This window comes from Shewanella sp. M-Br, assembly GCF_036245925.1.
GTDB lineage: Bacteria > Pseudomonadota > Gammaproteobacteria > Enterobacterales > Shewanellaceae > Shewanella > Shewanella oncorhynchi.
The window spans coordinates 1-19770 of record NZ_BJBV01000012.1 but is presented as its reverse complement, the minus strand read 5'-3'; the positions used below and the strand labels follow the sequence as shown (position 1 = coordinate 19770).

The window sequence follows — 19770 nt, the reverse complement described above, 5'->3', positions numbered from 1 at the left end:
TATTCATTGAGTTACAGAATGTGGATCGGTATTTTTCTGACACCTGTCAAACATTTATCAGCACCTACTGTTATAAACTCGTGCTTGAAACTAAATCTTACCTAGGTATAATGCCCACCTCGCTTCGGGGGAGTAGCTAACTGGATTTCGAGCCATCGTCATTTAGGGTGAACATCAACATACTTGGCAACATGCCATGGTGTTCACAGCAAATCATAGATTTGCCCAGCAAGACCTGAGCACAATGACCGCACCTAGGGGTGGACGGTTTATTGTGCTTATGTCATAACCACCCCTAAAGGATCACACTTGGAAGCCCTACTTGCCTCAACCTTTACGGTTGCTATCGCCGAAATTGGTGATAAAACTCAATTGCTTGCACTAATCCTCGCCGCAAGATTTAAAAATAAAACCGCCATTATTTTAGGTATTTTGCTGTCGACATTATTTAACCATTTTGCCGCAGCTTGGATTGGCCAATGGGCGATTAACTGGGTAAGCCCTGATCTTGCACGTTATTTAGTGGCTGCGTCCTTCTTCGCGATCGCTCTTTGGGTGTTAATCCCCGATAAAGTCGATGCAGAAGAGAGCCATTTCTATAAAATGGGCCCCTTTCTCGCCACCTTTATCCTGTTTTTTATCGCCGAAATGGGGGATAAAACGCAAATAGCAACTGTGGTATTAGCCGCAAAATACGATTCATTAACTATGGTGGTTGCTGGCACAACCTTAGGCATGCTGCTTGCTAACGTACCCGTAGTAATCGCAGGCCACTTCAGCGCCGAAAAATTGCCTATGTTGTGGATACACCGTGGCTGCGCCGTATTGTTCGCACTACTGGGTGTCGCGACCCTGTTCTTCTAAGAATCGAGGCAGGGGTTTTGCTGCAGAATAAAATTTCTTCACGCAATATTTTATTCTTTTAAACCTAACCGTTTTGCAAGTCGGTGCAAATTACCTGTATCGATTTGCAATATTCTTGCACACGCAGCCCAATTTTGTTGATTCGCGGCTAAAACTTGGCGAATAAGTTGACGCTGATATCTCTCAGTCGCAGCCTTAAGCCCCAGCATAACACTGGAATTATCTTGCGATTGTCCCTCACGACAGGCCGACTCAGACCTAAATGCTAATTCACTGGCTGGCGTTGCGGCATCTGATGGTCTATCTTCGTCGACTGTTCTGTGTGCTTGATTCATCAAAGAATCGAGCTGAAAATGTTTATCACTTAAGCTGATATAAGCCGTTTTTAGCTCGGCTTTCGCCAACACCGCAGCCCTGTGTATCGCATGCTCTAGCTCACGCACATTACCCGGCCATGTGTATTGCTCTAATAACTGCTGCGCTGCGGGTGTGATATTGATATGGGTGAGTCCTAACTTCGCTTTACAACGTTCAAGAAAAAAACCTGTCAGCATGACAATATCTTGCCCACGCTCTCTTAATGGTGCTACGTGGATAGGAAATACGCTCAACCTATGGTAAAGGTCGAAACGAAAACGCCCTTCCGTTGCCTCTTGGTGCAAAATTCGATTAGTGGCGGCAATAATCCGAGTATTCACTTTTAGGCTCTTATCACTGCCCACTCGCTGTAATTCACCGTATTGTAAAACCCTCAATAACTTAGCTTGCAGCCCCAAAGGAAGCTCCCCGATTTCATCTAAAAACAAGGTCCCCTTGTCTGCGAGTTCAAACTTGCCTTGCCTATGACTGATTGCCCCCGTAAATGCCCCTTTTACATGCCCAAATAACTCGCTTTCGGCGACGGACTCAGGCAGTGCAGCGCAGTTCAAATAGATAAGTGATTTATCGGCTCTGGTCGATTGATTATGTATCGCCGCGGCCACTAACTCCTTACCCACGCCAGTTTCGCCGGTAATTAATACCGATAAATCAGTGCCTGCCACGGCACTTATCTGCTGCTTTAGCGATTGGATCTGTGTGGATTGCCCTATGATCTCCTGCTGACTAGCAGGACGATTGAGCACCTCAGTGCCATTGGAAACTTCAACAACTTGGGATTCTAGCTGTTGCATCAATAACGCAGTATTAAGACTGGCTGCGGCCAGTGCGCTGATCACACGCAACTCGCTGTCACTAAAACCATCAAACTGATGAGGGTTGAAACCATCAATGGTGAGCGCCCCAATTAAGCGATCGTTCGCGATTAGTGGTAAACCAATGCAAGCATGTACATGTAAGTTCGCACTATGATGTGGAATTAAACCATCATACGGATCGGGAAGTTCACTGTCGGCTGGGAAACGAACCACATCGCCAGCACGGGCGATAGCCTCTAATCTCGGATGTTCACTAATTTGAAAGCGCCGCCCTAACACTTCGGCAAAGAGCCCATCTATCGCCAAGGGGACAAATTGCTGCTCCCGAAATGCCAATAATGCCGCAGCATCACAATTGACACGCCGCCTGACCACTGCCAACAAACGCTCAAATCTGTCTTGCGTCGACACGCCGACAGTTAAATCTAAGGCTAACTGAGTTAAATCAGCATGGGCACTCATAGCACATCCACAGTCAAATAAAGTCATATTGACAACAGTGTAATGTCAAATTGACAAATATCAAATTGTCATTATGACACCAGCAAGTAATTTTAAATGTTGAAATACGTTAATATAAATAAAAATCAATACCTTAGAATATTGGCATAGTGAGTGCAATAAGAGATTTAACTAAATAAGCAAGATTTACGTAGCGTATTCATTATTAATTATCACAGGTGTATTTATGACTATTCATGTAAAAAACAATATCCACTGGGTGGGTCAACGCGATTGGGAAGTGCAAGATTTTCATGGTACTGAGTACAAGATAACTAAAGGCACAAGCTACAATAGCTACCTTATCCGTGAAGAAAAAACCGTGTTAATTGATACAGTTGATCATCGGTTTAGCCAGCAATTCTTACAAAATCTTGAAGCTGAAATTAATTTAACCGACATAGACTATATTGTGATGAACCATGCAGAGGAAGACCACTCAGGCGCCCTGACTGCATTAATGGCCAAAATTCCTAACACTCCAATTTACTGCAGTGAAAATGCGGTCGACTCCATTGTAGGACATCACCACCACCCAGAATGGAATTTCATTACCGTAAAGACAGGGGATAGTTTAGCGATAGGCAATGGTAAGCAACTGATATTTATCGAAGCACCTATGTTGCATTGGCCAGATAGCATGATGACATACCTCACCGAAGATGCGGTTTTATTCAGTAACGATGCCTTTGGCCAACACTATTGCGACGAACATTTATTCAATGATGAGGTTGATCAAAATGAATTAATGGAGCAATGCCTACGGTACTACTCAAACATTTTAACGCCCTTTAGCAGCCTAGTGACGGCTAAAATTCACGAAGTATTAAGCTTTAATTTACCTGTAAATATGATCGCAACTTCACATGGCATTGTGTGGCGTGATAATCCAGCCCAAATTATTCACCAATATTTAGCTTGGGCCGACGCTTATCAAGAAGACCGCATCACGATTTTCTACGACTCTATGTCCAATAATACTCGCATGATGGCCGACGGTATTGCTCAAGGTATCCATGATGTTGACCCCAATGTAGCGGTAAAAGTGTATAACGTCGCACGTCATGATAAAAACGAAATCCTTGCACAGGCATTTAGGTCAAAAGGTATTTTAGTCGGCTCATCCACCATGAATAATGTGATGATGCCTAAAATTGCCGCCATGCTTGAAGAAATTACGGGCCTGCGTTTTCGCAATAAAAAGGCGGCAGCTTTTGGTAGTTATGGCTGGAATGGCGGCGCAGTCGATAGAATTCACACTCGTTTGATGGATGCTGGTTTCGAAACCTCGGTGGGATTAAAAGTCAAATGGCGTCCCGATCGTGATGCGATGCAAGAATGCCGTCAGCACGGCCAGCGAATCGCGCGAGAATGGGCATTGCGTCCCCTCGATAGCGCGAATAGTCGCTCTATCATTAATCAAGTCATGTCAAAACCTAACCAAGCCACCACAGCCAGTCAAATAGCTAAAAATACTGCTACTAATAACGTCCCTATGACTGCACCTATTGCAACAAAAGCGTGCGAATTAAATGATACACAATCAATGACTTGCACCGTTTGCCAATGGGTTTACGACCCTGAAAAAGGAGAACCTAATCAAGATGTCATTGCTGGCACACCTTGGACTCAAGTGGCCGAAGACTTCCTCTGTCCCGAATGTGGCCTAGGTAAAAGCGTTTTCGCTGTCATAAAAAATGAGGTGACTAATGCCTAAGCCAATCGTCATTATCGGCAGTGGATTCGCGGCATATCAGCTAGTCAAAACACTACGACGTTTAAACCGCGAACAACCGATTACAGTTATCACAGCCGACTCTGGTGACGAATACCATAAACCAGATTTAAGCCATGTGTTTAGCCTTAAAAAAATGGCGTCAGACCTCATAAAATTGACCGCGACTGAATTTGCACATGAGCAACAAATTGATGTAATAAATCACTGTGAAGTCATAAAAATAGATAAAGTTCGTCAGGTAGTCTGTTGCCATCAAGGACGCGAAATTGCGTACAAAAAATTAGTGCTTGCCACGGGTGCACGACCCTTTATTCCGCCTATAGAGGGGGATGGCGTCGATATCATCCACACAGTTAACAGCTTAATGGAGTATCAGGCCTGCGAAGCAGACCTCCATCGCGCGAGGAGAGTACTGGTTATCGGTGCTGGTTTGGTCGGAGTTGAACTGGCAATGGACTTAGCAACTGCAGGTAAGCAAGTGTTTTTGGTCGATCCACAAGCGAGCTTAATGCCGAATATGCTACCCGAGATGTTAAGCCACAAACTGACCGCTGTACTAACGCAGCATAACGTCACAGTGCAATTGCAAACCCGAGTCAGCCAACTGCAACACCAAGATGGCAGTATCTTTGTGTGCCTAGATAATGACCAGCGGTTTATTTGTGATGCGGTTATCTGTGCAGCCGGACTGATCCCTAACTATCAACTTGCCCAGCATGCGGGGCTAGAGGTCAATAAAGGTATCGTCGTTAACGAATGCTTACAAACCAACGATGCCCATATTTATGCGCTAGGTGATTGCGCCCAAATCAACGGCCAAAATAGGGCCTATTTGCAACCTGCGTTACTGAGCGCCAATGCGCTGGCGAACACATTACTGAACCAACCGACAGCAGTGAATTTTCCCGCCATGCTCATTAAAGTGAAAACGCCACTGTTACCTATGCAACTCAGCGGTATAACAGTGAATGGCGTCCATCGCTGGCAAGTCGATATTGATGCTCAAGGAAGTTGTATTAAAGCATTCGACGTGGATGAAAAAATTATAGGATTTATCGTAACCGAGGATAAAATGCAGCAAGCATTTGGATTGTTAAAGCAGCTAAATAGCCCTAACGCGGCACTCATCGCGGCCTAAGAGCACATTAACGAGAATGTTAATATTATTGTCGCTGATAATAAAAACTGAGTAGAGGCTTTCTACTCAGTTTTATCGTTTCTACTATTATTCAAACATTCGCAACAGCAATAGTTTAAAGACCTAATGCCAGTTTAATACGTTGTCCGTAATCCGCATCGGCTTGAGTAAAATGCGCCACCATACGTTGCTGCACATCTAAACTCGCTTGACTTAATGAACCCGAAATTGTTGCCACTAGGCGCGCTTTCTCAGCTTCAGAGAAGATGCGATACAAATTACCCGCTTGGGTATAATCGTCTTGGTTATAACGACTATAACGCGCCGCTTCACCTTCTAAACGCAATGGTGGTTCGCTAAAGTTTACTGGCTCAACCAAGGCATCAGCAGTGCTGTTCGGGCCATAGTTTACCGAAGCGTCGCCACCAGTTTGACTGCCATGATAAGGGCATTGTGTGCCCGCCATCGCACCTGCACGTTGATGGTGATTTGCCTTAGCGGCATGCGGGCAGTTTACTGGCAATTGGTTGTAATTAGCACCAATGCGGTAACGCTGCGCATCGGCGTAGGCAAATAAACGCGCTTGTAACATCTTGTCTGGTGAAGCCCCGACGCCTGGGACCAAATTACTAGGTGCTAATGCCACTTGCTCAACTTCAGCAAAATAGTTTTGTGGCAGACGATTCAGTTCTAATACACCAATCTCAAGTAATGGATAGTCGCTATGCGGCCAAACCTTAGTTAAATCAAATGGATTGATATGGTAAGTATTGGCATCTGCCTCAGGCATAATCTGCACATTAACCGTCCAACGCGGGAAGTTACCATCAGTAATAGCAACCACCATATCGCGCTGTGATGAATCGGGATCAATCCCTTTTAATTTATCAGCCTGTTCATTGGTTAAGTTGACCACGCCTTGCTGCGATTTAAAGTGGAACTTCACCCAGAAACGCTCGCCCTTGGCATTCCACAGCGAGAAAGTGTGTGAACCATAACCGTGCATTTGACGGTAGTTCGCCGGAATACCACGATCCGACATCAAAATGGTCACTTGATGCATAGCTTCTGGGTTCAATGACCAAAAGTCCCACATAGCCTGCGGATCTTTTAAATTGGTCTTAGGATTACGCTTTTGCGTATGGATAAAGTCTGGAAACTTAATTCCATCTCGCAAGAAAAAGGTCGGCGTATTGTTACCCACAATATCGTGATTACCACGGGCAGTATAAAAACGTAAACCAAAGCCACGTGGATCGCGCTCTGCATCGGCAGAACCCATTTCTCCACCTACGGTTGAGAAACGAATAAAGGTTTCGGTTTGCTTACCAGCACCATTGAAATGGTCAGCAATGGTGTAATCGCTTAAATCTTTAGTCAGCGTAAATGTGCCATAAACCCCAGTACCTTTAGCATGCACGATACGCTCAGGAATACGCTCACGGTTGAAATGGGCTAACTTTTCAATTAAATGCCAATCTTGTAATAGCAGAGGACCACGTTCACCCGCCGACAGTGAGTTTTGATCGTCGGCCACTGGGGCGCTGTTTTGGCTCGTTAAGTACTGACTTGTTTGATGTTGTTGACTCATGCCCTGCTCCTTAGTCTTGATTGCTGGTTAACCAGGTTTCAATTAAATCGTAAATGGTGGCCATGGTTTATCTCCTTGGCTGGCGACGTGTTGTCGATAGAGCAAGAATAGAGAATTACCACTTGAGAATAAAACGATTAAACTAGATTCATACAATCTAAAAAAAAGATTAAAAATGAGTTTAGCAAGACAGTTAATGAATTACACGGACTCACAGCCAATGGTCCGCTCACATCACTTAAGATGCTGTTGAAAAACCAAATAGCTGCTCAGGACAATGGAGCGAAGTGCGGTGCGAGAAAGCGGAGTTAAGCTGATACACTGCCATTAACTGCTGGATAAGTCGGCTTCACGATAAAGCTTAACCAAATAATAAGTGTCAATCAGCACGATAAAAAAGTTAACTAAGGCAACAGGATAAGCCCCAATTGCCACACCGTAGGCCACAAATAAAGCCGCACCAATGAGATTCCACCAGCGCAGTTTCTTAATGTTTGACATCATCAGTGATATTGCAACGACCACTGAAGCTAAATAACCAACCCATTCCCAAATTGTAGCGTTATCCATATCCAATCCTTATCTATATATTATTTAAATCAAACGATTGATACGCCAATCACACCACAGGTAATAAGCTGGCTCATTGCATTTAGCGTTTAACGACAGCCGCCGTCATCCGTGAAATACAAGTCAGTTCACCCGCACTGTTGTGGATTAAAATCTCCCATACAGAGCTGCGCTTCCCTAAGTGGATAGGCTTAGCCGTGGCGGTTAATACCCCATTACGGGAAGCCCGTAAGTGGTTAGCGTTAATTTCTTGACCGACACAATAGTACTGCTCAAAATCCACCGCGAAATTTGCCGCATAGCTAGCAACGGTTTCAGCAAGCGCGACATTCGCGCCACCATGCACTATGCCCAAAGGGTTATGCACCGCCGGACTGGCTGGCATAGTGGCCTTCATGTAATCGTCGCCAATCTCACTGATCTCAATTCCTAAAGTCTGCATCAAGGTGCCTTTGCCACCCATACCTGCGTCTAAACGCGCGCAATCCTCTAACGTTACAGCTCTAAACCAAATACTCATTGCAACTTCCTAGTCAATAAAACCAATCAGCAGTTTACTGTGAAGTGGATGAAGTTCAACTAGTTTACTCTTAGCTGGTCACATCAATATCGGCAAAAATAAGGCTCAAACTAACCAAGATTTAGTGGTACTTAGCTGACTAAACCAGACAAGAAATAATCCCCACACCACGACTACACTTGGCATAATTAACGCGTCGGCTCCTAGCACCACAGCCGCTTGCTGAATGCAAAATACATAGGTCATTTGCAACAAAATAGCGATAAGCGAGGCGACCAGCACTTTATAAGCAATTAATTTTCTGAATAACAATAATAAACATCCTAGAACCCCTGAAACCACGGCAAAGCCAAACACAGCATCAATCCAAATTGGCGTTGTTTCATAGAGTTTAATTTGATCTGGGCTCATCTGTGCGAGTGCATCTGGCGTCATAGTCATTTGCATCACAAAAGCCATCAGCCCCATGATATTCCACAACAAACTGAGCGTTGCGACAAAGTAAAACCACAGTGGCGCCTTGATATTCATGGTTTTCAGCGGATTTGAGGTGGTATCCATACTCACTCCTAATAAAAACTGAAAAAAAAAGATAAAAAAGGGATGGTTAACCATCCCTTTGTTTCAGTCTAGCTCACAAATTGCACTTTGAGTTAACCCCATATACAGGTTAACGGCGACGACGCTGCAAACCAAACAAGGACATCAGTGCTAAACCTAAATAACCTAAAGCACCGCCATCATCTTTAGGCTTTGGCTCAGGTTTTGGCGGCACTACTGGCGCAGGATAACTTAAAGCAACAATCACAGGATCATGATCCGATGCAGAAAAAGCATTTTCAGATTTAGCCAGATCACCAGAGAACTTCTTAACGTATTCAAACAGATTAGATTCCACTGAGTTGATGTGCCAATCTTCAATATCCACTAAACGTTTGGCTAAGCTAGCATTGGCTAAAGCATGATCTAAGTTACCTAACTCGCCGTTATAGCTATAAGAGAAAGTGCTTGCACCGTGGGCTTTCGTGTTCAAGTTGATAAAGCCATAACCTTTTTCAATCTTGCTGCCTTGGCGCTCAAACACTTTGCCGTCGAGCGTCGTCCACGAAGCGGTCAGGATGTCACGCTCTGACTTGCTCGCATCGAAGTCGGTTAGTACACGGATAGGATCCTCCATACCATAGGCATTCATATCACCGATGATCAGTAAGTCGCCTTTCACGTCTTTTAGCGTTTCACCCAAGACTTTGGCTGCAGATACGCGGAAAGCATTACACTTGCCCTGTTGATCGGCAGGATCAACTGACTCTTCGAAGTTAACCCAATCTTCTAAACAACCTGAGCCTTTAGATTTCAAATGGTTAACGACTACGGTCAGAGACTCATCATGGATTTTAAAGGTTTGCGCTAAGCTGTGACGTTGATAAGCATCATTGCCAGGGTTAGTCTCAGTTTTGCCATCTTTTGTGCGAGTCACGCTGCCAGCACTGGCGTGCTGTTCTGGAGTACCGATAACTTGTGCGGCCCCCGCTAAAGTCACTTTACCACCACGGTATAACATGCCGACAGTGATCGCATCTGTGCCAAAGTACTTGCCGTCATACTTATCAGCATCGGTGATTTCAACAAAGCTATAGGCGTTTTCAGGCGTCTGCTTATCATTTAGTGCATCGACTAAATCCTTAATCGCACTCTTCTCACCAAAACCGTTGTTAGCAATTTCCATCAAACCGACGATATCGGCATTCATGGCGGTAATAGCGCTAACGATTTTAGTACGTTGTAGCACCATTTCTTCCAGCGTTAGAGCGCCACGGTTACTGCCTGATGGATTGGTATCGCCACCATCAACATCGTTAAAGAAGTTCAGCACGTTAAAGCTAGCCACGCGCAGATCACCCTTAGTTGCAACACTTGGGGCTTCGGTTCTATCGTCACCACGGATAAAATCACCCGCTGTAATAGTATTAGTCGCCACTAAACGATAAGCGCCGTAGCTATAACCAATCACACCTTGCAGGTTAGTCAGTTGGTCGCCAACACGGATGTAACCCGTTTCCACATTGAAATCAGGGAAGTATGGAATAACACCATTGGCAGGCTTGTAATCGGATTCGATAAAGAGTTGGTTTTCGCGGTTAGATTTAACTAATGCCGTTGCTTCAGCAGAAAGCGCTGGATACAGCTGTGTAGGCTTCATCAAAGGTGCTTGATATGACACTAGCATGTTATTGCGACTACCCGCATAGTCGAAGCTGAAGGTGCGGCTGATTTTAAGATCGCTGCCCGCATCTAAGGCCACATTCATGCCTTCATAGCGCTCTAATGCTTGCGCTAAAGTTTCGCCATCGGCCACATAGAAAGGTGCGGCAACAGGGACTTCACCCTTAGCGCCAACATCAAATTTCTTATCGGCTTTAATATCGATTTGAGTTAAGCCAAAGTATTCTTTCACTTTACCCTGCACACACACTTCAACCCCAGGTTGAATCGCTTCAGGTGCAGCTTCACCTAAGAATACAAATACACCATCAGAGGTATACGGTGAGTTATCACCCTTAACTTCTTGTAAGTAAAAACCTTTAAACAAGCTTTCACCACGGGCAGTCACTACGCCACGCACAGTCACTTCGGCTTCAGATTCGAATGCCCCTGCTGGTACAAATGGGCTCGACTCGCCCGCACCTTGTACTTGATAAATAGGCACAATTTTAGCGCCAGTACAGCTAAAGAGCGGCACTTCTGGCTCAGCAGGCGTTTCTAGTGAACCTAAACCAGAGAAGGTATCTTTAGGTAATTGTTCCCACTGGGCGGCATTAAATACTGTATTCGCCACTAACGCATCTAATTTACGTTTTAAGGTAACGTCTAATCCCCAACCCGTTGGCGTCGGCACATCACCAATAATATCGATGACTGCATCATCTTTCATTAAGGCAACCGCATCACCGCCATTAAAACTTAAACTACCAGAGTAACTATCAACCCCTTGAGCAACAGTAATAGTACCGCTAGTATTTAAAATAACTTTTGTCGATTTTGCCGCAATAGTTTGACCACCTAAAGCCACCATATCCGACGCAACAGTAGCACCATCTTTATAACGAACCAGTTTATAACCCGCGAGATCAATTGCCGTATCGCCGCTGTTATACAGTTCAATCGCTTTATTATTTGAGCTACCTTCAACATATTCGGTGATCATCACATCTGCGCTTGCCATCATAGGCAAAGCCGCTGCAACAGCTAAAGAAATAGCCGTTAATTTATTAACATTATCCATATCATCAACCCCATTATTATAATATTGCCGCTAACTTCTATTAACGTGCGAGCGGATTATTTCAGAGTTGAATGCGTAAAAAAAGAGGGCAAGATCGCACATTGCCAATGTAACACATTGATGAGTAACTAATTATAGACACCTCACTGTTCACCTAACAGAACAGGATGGTAAATCAAAAGTATTAGCCATGTAAAAACAAACAGTAAGAGCAATACACATAAGCTCAAAGCATCTAGTGTCCCGCTCAAATAATAATCAATATTTTAATGTGATATTTTGATGATATTATTCGGTATGCAATACCCAATAATATATAAGGAACACGGGTCCTTAAAAGGTAATGGATATAATTAAAACTTAATTTAGCATTCATTATTTTGAAATAAACATAACAGTCAAGCTGCTAAAGTGGATGATTTATACCCTTGGTTATTGCAGCAGATTAATGTTGATGATGGGTATAAAAATGAAACATAAAGCCAGTCTGAGAACCAACGACTGTAAGATAGTGAGCTCAATATTAAAACAATAATGCGAATTTTACAGACAAAAAAATACCGCTCATTTAGGAGCGGTATTTTCAATAGCGGCGTATTACACGTCGCAGCTAATCAATTACTTTTTAGCAGGTTCAGCTACTGGCGCCGCAGAAGCTTTTTCGATTGATTTCAACTCAACTTCGAAAATCAACGTAGAGTTTGGTGGAATAGTACCAGTATCACGTACGCCATAGGCTAATTCTGATGGGATCACAAACTTGTACTTAGCGCCAACAGGCATTAATTGCACGCCTTCAGTCCAACCTGGAATAACGCGATTCAAAGGGAACTTAGCCGCTTCGCCGCGTTTATAAGAACTATCAAACTCAGTACCATCAAGTAAAGTACCGACATAATCCACTTCTACAGTGTCTTCTGCGGCAGGCTTTTCACCCGTGCCTGGAGTTAATACTTCATATTGTAAGCCAGACTCAGTTGTCACTACACCAGGCTTAACCTTGTTTTCTTCAAGGAATTTTTTACCATCTTCGATATTTTTCGCAGAAATCGCTGTTGCTTGTTCCTGACGTTTATCGTTTAACTTTTTATCTAGACCTTGAAGAATGGTTTGCATTTCTTCTTCGGTTAAACTTAATTGGTCATTCAGACCATTAGTGAAACCAGTGACGATCAGAGTGCGATCAACTGGCAGGCCTAATTCTTCTTGCTCTTTGATATGGCCAGACATATAACGACCGATTGAAGCGCCTACACTGTAAGCTTCTTTTTGAGCTTCAGTCGTTAATTCAACATTTGTACTCGTAGCTGCTTTTTCTTCTTGATTACAAGCAGATAGGCCAATAATAGCCAATGCAACTAACGATAATTTATAAATCGATTTCATTAAAGCTTCCTCAGCATCCTCAAGCGGTTACAATAACCTAAGCGTGACAACTTTATACTAGTTATCTCGGTTATACCAACTAGATTCTTTATGGGTTAACAGTGATTAATGTCACTTGATCAAGTCTAAAGACAACAACTTAGGGAGCAAGTTCATGAAGAAAAATCTACTGCTGGTAATTTGCACAGTTTTTCTAATCGCTTGCCACCCCAAAGCAGAAGATATCAGTGTTCTCACAACAGAGCCCAGCTATAGCGCGAGCCTATCAAGTAATGGGCAATTCGCCTTAGTTGCCACTCAAAGTAGTGGAGTTCAATGTTGGGATCTTAGTACCCACACCCTCAAATACCAATGGATACATGGCGATATTAATACTGGCGTCACAGGTACAGCGATTTCTCCCAACGGGATATTTGCAGCATCGTTAAGCCGAGATTCAGTTGCTATGTGGAAAATAGCCGACGGTAAGCCTTTGGGCTGGTGGTCCTTACCTTCATCCGGTGAAAGTGTCGCGGTAGCCGATAATGGCGCACTACTTATTGGTTTAAATGATGGTTCAGTCATGTCGCTTAATGCCGAAAAATCTGCCTTAATCAAATTTCTTGGACACAAAGAGCGCGTCAATAGTGTTGCCCTCTCTGCTGATGGCCGATTAGCATTAACGGGGTCAAATGATATGCAGGCGATTCTCTGGCAGGCACAAACTGGCCAACCGCTTCATACGTGGACACTCGGCAGCCGTATAACCAAAGTGGCACTCAACGACAGTGGTAGTTTAAGTTTTACCAATGGCAGCACAGATGAAGCAAAAATCTGGGATAACACAAGCGGTAAGCTGTTAAATAAGCTGGATATTACCCGTCGCCAAATGAACTTTTCAGCGGTGAGGTTTATCAAACAAGACAGCCAGCTATTAACAGGTACGCCAGCGCGGGAAGTTATACTCTGGCAACGTGACTCGGGTAAACAAATTGAAAAATGGCAGGTTGCACTCACTAAAAACAGCCAAAATCGAGGAGCCGTTGTATACTCTGTGGCAATTCGAGATACCAATAAAGTCGTTAGTATCAGTAGCCAAGGCTTAGTTGAAACTTGGCAGAAATAGAGGTTAGCCATGCAAGGCGTACAAGTACAGATTGAAGATCTAGAAACCAAATTGGCTTTTCAAGAGCTCACAGTCGAAGAATTAAACCAAGAGGTCATCAAATTAAATCGACTGGTGGCTCACCAGCAACACCAAATTCACATGTTAATTGGTAAGTTGCAGGACATGGAACCGAGTAATATGGCGACTCAGGCTGAAGAAACGCCACCACCACATTATTAACACTGACGCTTTAGATGTTAACTTTGATTAAAAAAACAGTTACTGCAAAATATCCAGGGAATGCGATGTTTAAACATTTAATGCCAAAAGAAACCCCAACTCTATTACCCATAGCGTTAGTGGGTGAACCCATTCTAAGGCAGACTGCAATAACAGTGCACCATTTCGATGCAGAGCTCGTGCATCTTGCCGAGCAAATGTCTGCCAGCATGGACGCTGCCAATGGCGTTGGTATCGCAGCCCCCCAAGTTCACAGCCCTTTAGCCTTATTTATTATGGCTTCTCGCCCTAATGAGCGTTATCCCGACGCGCCTAATGTGGCGCCTGTGGTCGTGGTTAATCCGCAAATCATTAATGCATCAAGTGAGTTGGTTAGCGGAGAAGAAGGCTGCCTATCTGTACCGGGGCAAAGATTTACGATACAAAGACATCAAACCATTGAAGTACGCTATCAAAATTTACAAGGCGAGTGGCAACAAACCGAATTAACGGGCTTTATTGCACGGATTTTTCAACATGAATTTGATCACCTTCAAGGGATCACATTACTCGAGCGTTCACTTATGCCAGAACAGACTCAGGCGATTTCAGCCCAATCCATCAAAAAAGGTGAAGCGCAATAATGAAACTGTCCTTCGTTACACCTTTTTCTCGTGCATTTATTGCGCCAACCTTGGCAATGGGATTGGTTTTAAACTTATCGGGCTGCGCTTATAACAGTATTTTTATTAATTATCCTGCGCAGATTGAACCACTCAAACAAGAGCTTAATAGTGCGACTCCCATGGCCGATATCGACAAACTTGCCAGTAATATCAATGGCAATGACGGCTTACTCTATGCCCAAGAAGCGGGACGAATTGCTCAAGTCGCCGGCGATTTTGCTGCCAGTAAAAAATATTATCAGCAAGCAGTAGATGCTTATACCGCCTTTGATGATAAGGCCAAAGTCAGCGTTAGTGACATTGGCGCAACAGCCAGCAGCTTAGTGTTAAACGACAATGCGATTCCGTACCGAGGCCCTGGGTATGAACGCATTATGCTGCACCAATACCAAGCTCTTAACTATTTGTTTAGTGGCGACTATCAGGGGGCTCTAGTCGAAGTTCGTCGCAGTAACGAACTACAGAGCAGCGAGCAAGAACGCTATCAAAAATCACAAAAGTCAGTTCAAGCCATGGCAAACGGCACCATAGATGCCGAGGTTAACAAACTAGGACAAGCCGCGGGCACTGTCACCAGTTCTTTCTTAAACGCTTACAGTTATTACACCACTGGCGTACTGCACGAAGTGCTGGGTGAGCCGAACGATGCCTATATCGATTATCGTAAAGCAGCACAAATCACTCCAGATAACACCTATTTACAGCAAGATCTGGTCCGCCTCGCCAAGCAACTCGGTATGCCACAGTATGATGAGTTTAAGCGCCGTTGGGGCGATGCTAAGTTGCCCAATCCCAAAGATGGCCAAGTAATTTTGATGGTCGAGCGCGGCTTTGTGCCAGCAAAACAAGCTCTCACGGTACCTTTTACTATCCATGGTAACTGGCAGACAGTATCACTCGCTACCTACATGCCAAACAATACTTTTGTGCCAGAGACGCAAGTGCAAGGTTTAGGTACAGTGCTGAAAACTGAACCTATTGCCAATATCGATGCCTTAGCCATCACAGCACTCAAGGAAGATCTGCCCGCGACGCTAGTTCGTCAAGTCGCTAGGGTCTATGCTAAATCTGAGATGGCCTATCAGATTGAGAAGAGTGGCAAACCAGGGAACAATGCTGCCGATATTGGCAGTATAGCGATGCAGATTTTTAACGTAGTAACAGAACAAGCGGATCGTCGTAGTTGGCTGACGCTCCCTAAACAAGCACAGATCGGGCGGCGTTATTTGAGTGCAGGTGAATACACTTTGCAGTTAGACAAAGCGCCACCGGCTAAAATTGATGTTGCAGCAGGCAAAACCACCTTAGTCTGGGCAATTGATACTGGTAATTACACCCGAATTTATTCAATAATCATTTAGCCTAGCGGTTGTGGTATTTGAATAAGACGTGTGTCATTAAGTTTATACAATCACAAAATGGAACTGACTATGAAACAATTTAAACTGATTTTTGTACTGGCTGCCGTTATGGGTCTAGCTGCATGTCAATCTAAAGTCGAATATGGCGATGCCACAGAAGTTGAAACCGTCAATGAGAACTTTGGCTCGACGGATCTACAAGCTATTGCAGCTAAGATGGTGGATAGCATGATGACTTTCCCTCCTATCGTGGCAATAACTGCCAATGACCGCCCGATTTTATTTGTTGACAGCATCAAAAACAAAACCTCAGAACATATCGACACTGAGTCTGTCACTGACTCTATCAGTAACAAATTATTGCGCTCAGGCAAGTTCCGTTTTATCGACATGACTAAAGTAGATTCAGTCCGTAAACAACTGGATTACCAAAACAACACTGGCATGGTTGACCCATCAACCGCCATCAAGTTTGGTCGTCAAATTGGCGCTCAATACATGTTATATGGCAATTTATCTAGCATAGTGAAGCAAGACGGTAGCACTAAAGACGTCTACTATAAGATGACAATGCGTTTAATGGATTTAGAAACAGGCCTTATCGAATGGTCTGATGAAAAAGAAATCCGTAAGATGAAGTCTAAGTCTTTCTTAGGCATGTAATTGTCCTATTGGCACTTAATTCTGCCAAACAGTAATCTCAAGAAGCCAGCGTTAACGCTGGCTTTTTTTTACATTTTTAACATTGGTAATCCAAGGTAAATAAGGTAGTGTACTCGGCCAAAATACACTGCGATGATGATGCTCAAAATTGGCGCTGGCGCGAGGGATAATTTGCCACAAAGGCAAACCTACACACACGATATTGAATGCAAACATCCAAGCAGAAAACAAAACAAATCGCTGAAGGATTTAAGTTGTGAACTTGTTTAAAGCCAGTCTCGTTGCCCTTACCTGCGGCACATTAATGTCGTGTGCAACCCAAAGTACACTCAATACGGGTCCACGTGATGCTAGCGCTTATATTAGCCAATATCAGGCTGCGCTTCGCTCGCAGGTCATCTCCGATATTCACTATGACTTGGATTTTCAGCTCACAGGGGATGCCGAGTTTTCCGCCACCTCCAAAGTGACATTTCAATTAAGTGAAGTGCCAAAACAACTGAGCTTAGATTTAAACAAGGCGCAGATAAAACGCTTTATCATCAACGGTACCGCCGTATACCCCAATTACAATGGCGCTTACATCAGCTTAAATACGCGTTTACTCACCTCAGGTGAAAATACCATAGAAGTGCAATTTAGCCGTGCCCACAGCACCAATGGTGAAGGTTTACACCGTTTTAAAGATCCAATCGATGGCAAGGTCTACCTCTACTCTCATTTTGAACCCGCTGCTGCTCAGCAGATGTTCGCAGTATTCGACCAACCGGATCTCAAGGCTAACTATCAAATTACGGTAACAGCGCCCAAAGACTGGCAAGTCATTAGCTCAATGCGTGAAAGCCAAATCACCCCAGCGGGTGCTTACAATCGTTGGACTTTCCCACAAACACCTAAGCTAAGCCCATATAACTTTTCAATGCACGCGGGCCCTTATCACATGTGGCAAGACAACTCAGGCCGCTATCCTATGCGCCTGTTCGCCCGCCAATCCGTTGCTAACCAAGTCACGGAGCAAGATTGGTTTACCTATACGAAACAAGGGTTAACTTTTTTCGATAATTACTTTGGTATTCCTTACCCCTTTAAGAAATACGATCAAATTCTAGTGCCAGACTTCCTTTATGGCGCGATGGAAAACGCGGGCGCAGTGACCTTTTCCGAAGATATCTTCCTTCATAAAGCGGCTATGACAGCGGATCAGAAGCAAAATCTTGCGGGCGTGATCATGCACGAAATGGCGCACCAGTGGTTTGGCGATCTCGTCACCATGAAATGGTGGAACGGCTTGTGGTTAAATGAAAGTTTTGCTTCATTTATGGGCACACTTGCGACTCAAGAAGCCACAGAGTTCACTAATGCTTGGCGTACCTTCTACGCTAAAGGCAAGCAAAAAGCCTATGAGCAGGACAGCTTAGTCACCACGCACCCCATTGAAGTACCCGTAGCAACAACCCAGAACGCCTTTGACAATATCGATGCTATCACTTACCAAAAAGGCGCATCAACGCTGAAACAATTACGCCATTTACTCGGGGACATGGTGTTTCGTCGTGGCGTCAGTAACTATTTAAAACAATACAGTTATCAAAACGCTGAGCTAGACGATTTTATCAATAGCCTAGGGAAAGCCGCTGGCCGCGATTTAAGTGCATGGACTCAAGAATGGCTCTACAGCGCGGGTGTTAACACCATCAAGGCGGAATATCGTTGTGAGGGCAACCGTATCAGCGAATTTAGCCTACGGCAGTTCCCTGCAAGCGCAGAGCTACCCACATTACGTGAACAAAAAGTCCAAGTGGCTCTATTTACCCAAGGTCGCTTTGATCTGCGAAATGACATTACAGTGCCAGTGACTTACAAAGGCGAGCGTACCGAAGTTAGACAACTGATTGGTGAGCGCTGCCCAGACCTAGTCTATCCAAACTTTGATGATTGGGGCTTTGTGAAAGTCGAGCTTGATGACAAGTCATTTAATACCGCAAAACAACAACTGAGTAACATTTCCGATCCACTACTGCGATCTATGCTGTGGCAAAGTCTGTGGGACAGCGTCCGCGAAGGTAAATTGAGCTTAGATCAATACCTAAGCACAGTGTTTGTTAACGCGCCAGCTGAGACGGACTACACGATTGTTGGTCAGATCATCGATAGCATGTTGCGCTCGAAGGAATATCTCGCGCAGATCGCCCCTATTCAGCAAAACTACGCTGAAAATGCAATTAAAGGCTTAAGCCAAATGAGTCTGAGAAAAGCAATGGAAAATAAAGGCGATAATGACTTCCAACGGATCTGGTTCAATGCCTATGTCAGTTTAGCAAGCGACAGAGATTCACTGCGTCATTTAGCACAACTCATTGACGGTGAAACAAAAATTAAGGGGTTAACTTTAGATCAAGATTTACGATGGGCAATCATCACCCAGCTTAATCGCTATGATTTTCCTAACGCGCTGCAGCGCTTAACCAAAGAAGCTGCCAAGGATAATTCAGACTCTGGCGAAAAAGCGGCACTTGCGGCACAAGTGATCCGCCCTGAAGCGGCCGCAAAACGTCGTTGGTTAAGTAAAGTCCATCTAGACAGCCTGCCTTTCTCCAAACAGCGGATTATTATGCAAAATCTTTATCCTGCTGAGCAAAAACTATTAAGCGCAGCTACAGCGGAAGAGCGTCTGGCGAGCTTAATGGATATGGACAAAAAAGGGCCAGTATTTATGCGTAATTATAGCCATTTCCTCATCCCAACCGATTGTAATTACACTAGCATAGCGGCATTGGACAAAGTACTTGATCGCCAAACTGGGCTATCTAACCTTACCCGCCGTAATCTACTGGAAACCCGTCAAATAGAGCAGCGTTGTGTGCTGATCAAAAATAAGATGACCCACTAATATTTAGGTCATTTTAAAATGAACAAGGGGCTCCTAGGAGTCCCTTTTTTATGCTCTGTTACAGATGAGTCTTAAAC

16 protein-coding genes and 1 riboswitch are annotated in these 19770 nt (G+C 44.2%); of the genes, 9 read left to right on the top strand and 7 right to left on the bottom strand.

The window, feature by feature from the left end:
• Positions 1-122 precede the first annotated feature (122 nt).
• Positions 123-226: riboswitch (yybP-ykoY riboswitch) on the top strand.
• Positions 227-309: 83 nt separating this feature from the next.
• Positions 310-864: a TMEM165/GDT1 family protein gene (locus AAA952_RS11585; protein ID WP_338257167.1), complete on the top strand. Its 555-nt coding sequence runs from the start codon at positions 310-312 to the stop codon at positions 862-864.
• 50 nt (positions 865-914) lie between these two features.
• Here the strand turns inward: AAA952_RS11585 and norR are convergent, their stop codons facing one another.
• Positions 915-2522: a nitric oxide reductase transcriptional regulator NorR gene (gene norR, locus AAA952_RS11580; RefSeq protein ID WP_251068822.1), complete on the bottom strand. Its 1608-nt coding sequence runs from the start codon at positions 2520-2522 to the stop codon at positions 915-917.
• A gap of 226 nt (positions 2523-2748) precedes the next feature.
• Between norR and norV the strand changes: the two genes are divergently transcribed.
• Both norV and norW read left to right on the top strand, forming a co-directional pair.
• Complete coding sequence (gene norV, locus AAA952_RS11575; protein ID WP_338257162.1) at positions 2749-4278, top strand: anaerobic nitric oxide reductase flavorubredoxin; 1530 nt, start codon at positions 2749-2751, stop codon at positions 4276-4278.
• Complete coding sequence (gene norW, locus AAA952_RS11570; RefSeq protein WP_338257160.1) at positions 4271-5437, top strand: NADH:flavorubredoxin reductase NorW; 1167 nt, start codon at positions 4271-4273, stop codon at positions 5435-5437. The genes norV and norW overlap by 8 nt, the downstream gene beginning before the upstream one ends.
• A gap of 115 nt (positions 5438-5552) precedes the next feature.
• On the opposite strand, the gene katB is transcribed toward norW, so the two are convergent.
• The 6 genes from katB to fkpA form a co-directional block, all read right to left on the bottom strand.
• Entirely contained in the window at positions 5553-7028 is a 1476-nt protein-coding gene (gene katB, locus AAA952_RS11565) for a catalase KatB (protein WP_338257158.1), read from the bottom strand.
• A gap of 327 nt (positions 7029-7355) precedes the next feature.
• A complete protein-coding gene (locus AAA952_RS11560; protein WP_028761593.1) occupies positions 7356-7598 on the bottom strand; it encodes a YgjV family protein in 243 nt (80 codons plus the stop codon).
• Positions 7599-7680: 82 nt separating this feature from the next.
• Positions 7681-8118 carry a PaaI family thioesterase gene (locus AAA952_RS11555; protein WP_028761594.1) on the bottom strand — a complete coding sequence of 146 codons (438 nt, stop codon included), beginning with the start codon at positions 8116-8118 and terminating at the stop codon, positions 7681-7683.
• Between the two features lie 105 nt (positions 8119-8223).
• Positions 8224-8679 (bottom strand): hypothetical protein, encoded by a 456-nt coding sequence (locus tag AAA952_RS11550; RefSeq protein WP_338257154.1) that lies wholly within the window; start codon positions 8677-8679, stop codon positions 8224-8226.
• Positions 8680-8788: 109 nt separating this feature from the next.
• The gene (gene exeM / locus AAA952_RS11545) at positions 8789-11401 is read right to left on the bottom strand and encodes an extracellular exonuclease ExeM (protein WP_338257153.1); all 2613 of its coding nucleotides are present in this window, start codon (positions 11399-11401) and stop codon (positions 8789-8791) included.
• 618 nt (positions 11402-12019) lie between these two features.
• Entirely contained in the window at positions 12020-12787 is a 768-nt protein-coding gene (fkpA, locus tag AAA952_RS11540; protein ID WP_105250047.1) for an FKBP-type peptidyl-prolyl cis-trans isomerase, read from the bottom strand.
• Positions 12788-12941: 154 nt separating this feature from the next.
• Here fkpA and AAA952_RS11535 point away from each other — a divergent pair, with 154 nt between their 5' ends.
• The 6 genes from AAA952_RS11535 (at position 12942) to pepN (ending at position 19693) form a co-directional block, all read left to right on the top strand.
• Entirely contained in the window at positions 12942-13892 is a 951-nt protein-coding gene (locus AAA952_RS11535) for a WD40 repeat domain-containing protein (RefSeq protein ID WP_173246498.1), read from the top strand.
• Between the two features lie 9 nt (positions 13893-13901).
• Positions 13902-14114 (top strand): SlyX family protein, encoded by a 213-nt coding sequence (locus AAA952_RS11530; RefSeq protein WP_198573842.1) that lies wholly within the window; start codon positions 13902-13904, stop codon positions 14112-14114.
• A gap of 65 nt (positions 14115-14179) precedes the next feature.
• Positions 14180-14737, top strand: coding sequence for a peptide deformylase (gene def / locus AAA952_RS11525; protein WP_338257147.1), 558 nt, complete (start codon positions 14180-14182; stop codon positions 14735-14737).
• Entirely contained in the window at positions 14737-16140 is a 1404-nt protein-coding gene (locus tag AAA952_RS11520) for a COG3014 family protein (RefSeq protein WP_113939848.1), read from the top strand. Before def ends, AAA952_RS11520 begins: the two co-directional genes overlap by 1 nt.
• A gap of 69 nt (positions 16141-16209) precedes the next feature.
• The gene (lpoB, locus tag AAA952_RS11515) at positions 16210-16803 is read left to right on the top strand and encodes a penicillin-binding protein activator LpoB (protein ID WP_173246506.1); all 594 of its coding nucleotides are present in this window, start codon (positions 16210-16212) and stop codon (positions 16801-16803) included.
• A 256-nt stretch (positions 16804-17059) separates the two neighbouring features.
• A complete protein-coding gene (gene pepN, locus AAA952_RS11510) occupies positions 17060-19693 on the top strand; it encodes an aminopeptidase N (RefSeq protein ID WP_338257144.1) in 2634 nt (877 codons plus the stop codon).
• Positions 19694-19770: the final 77 nt, after the last annotated feature.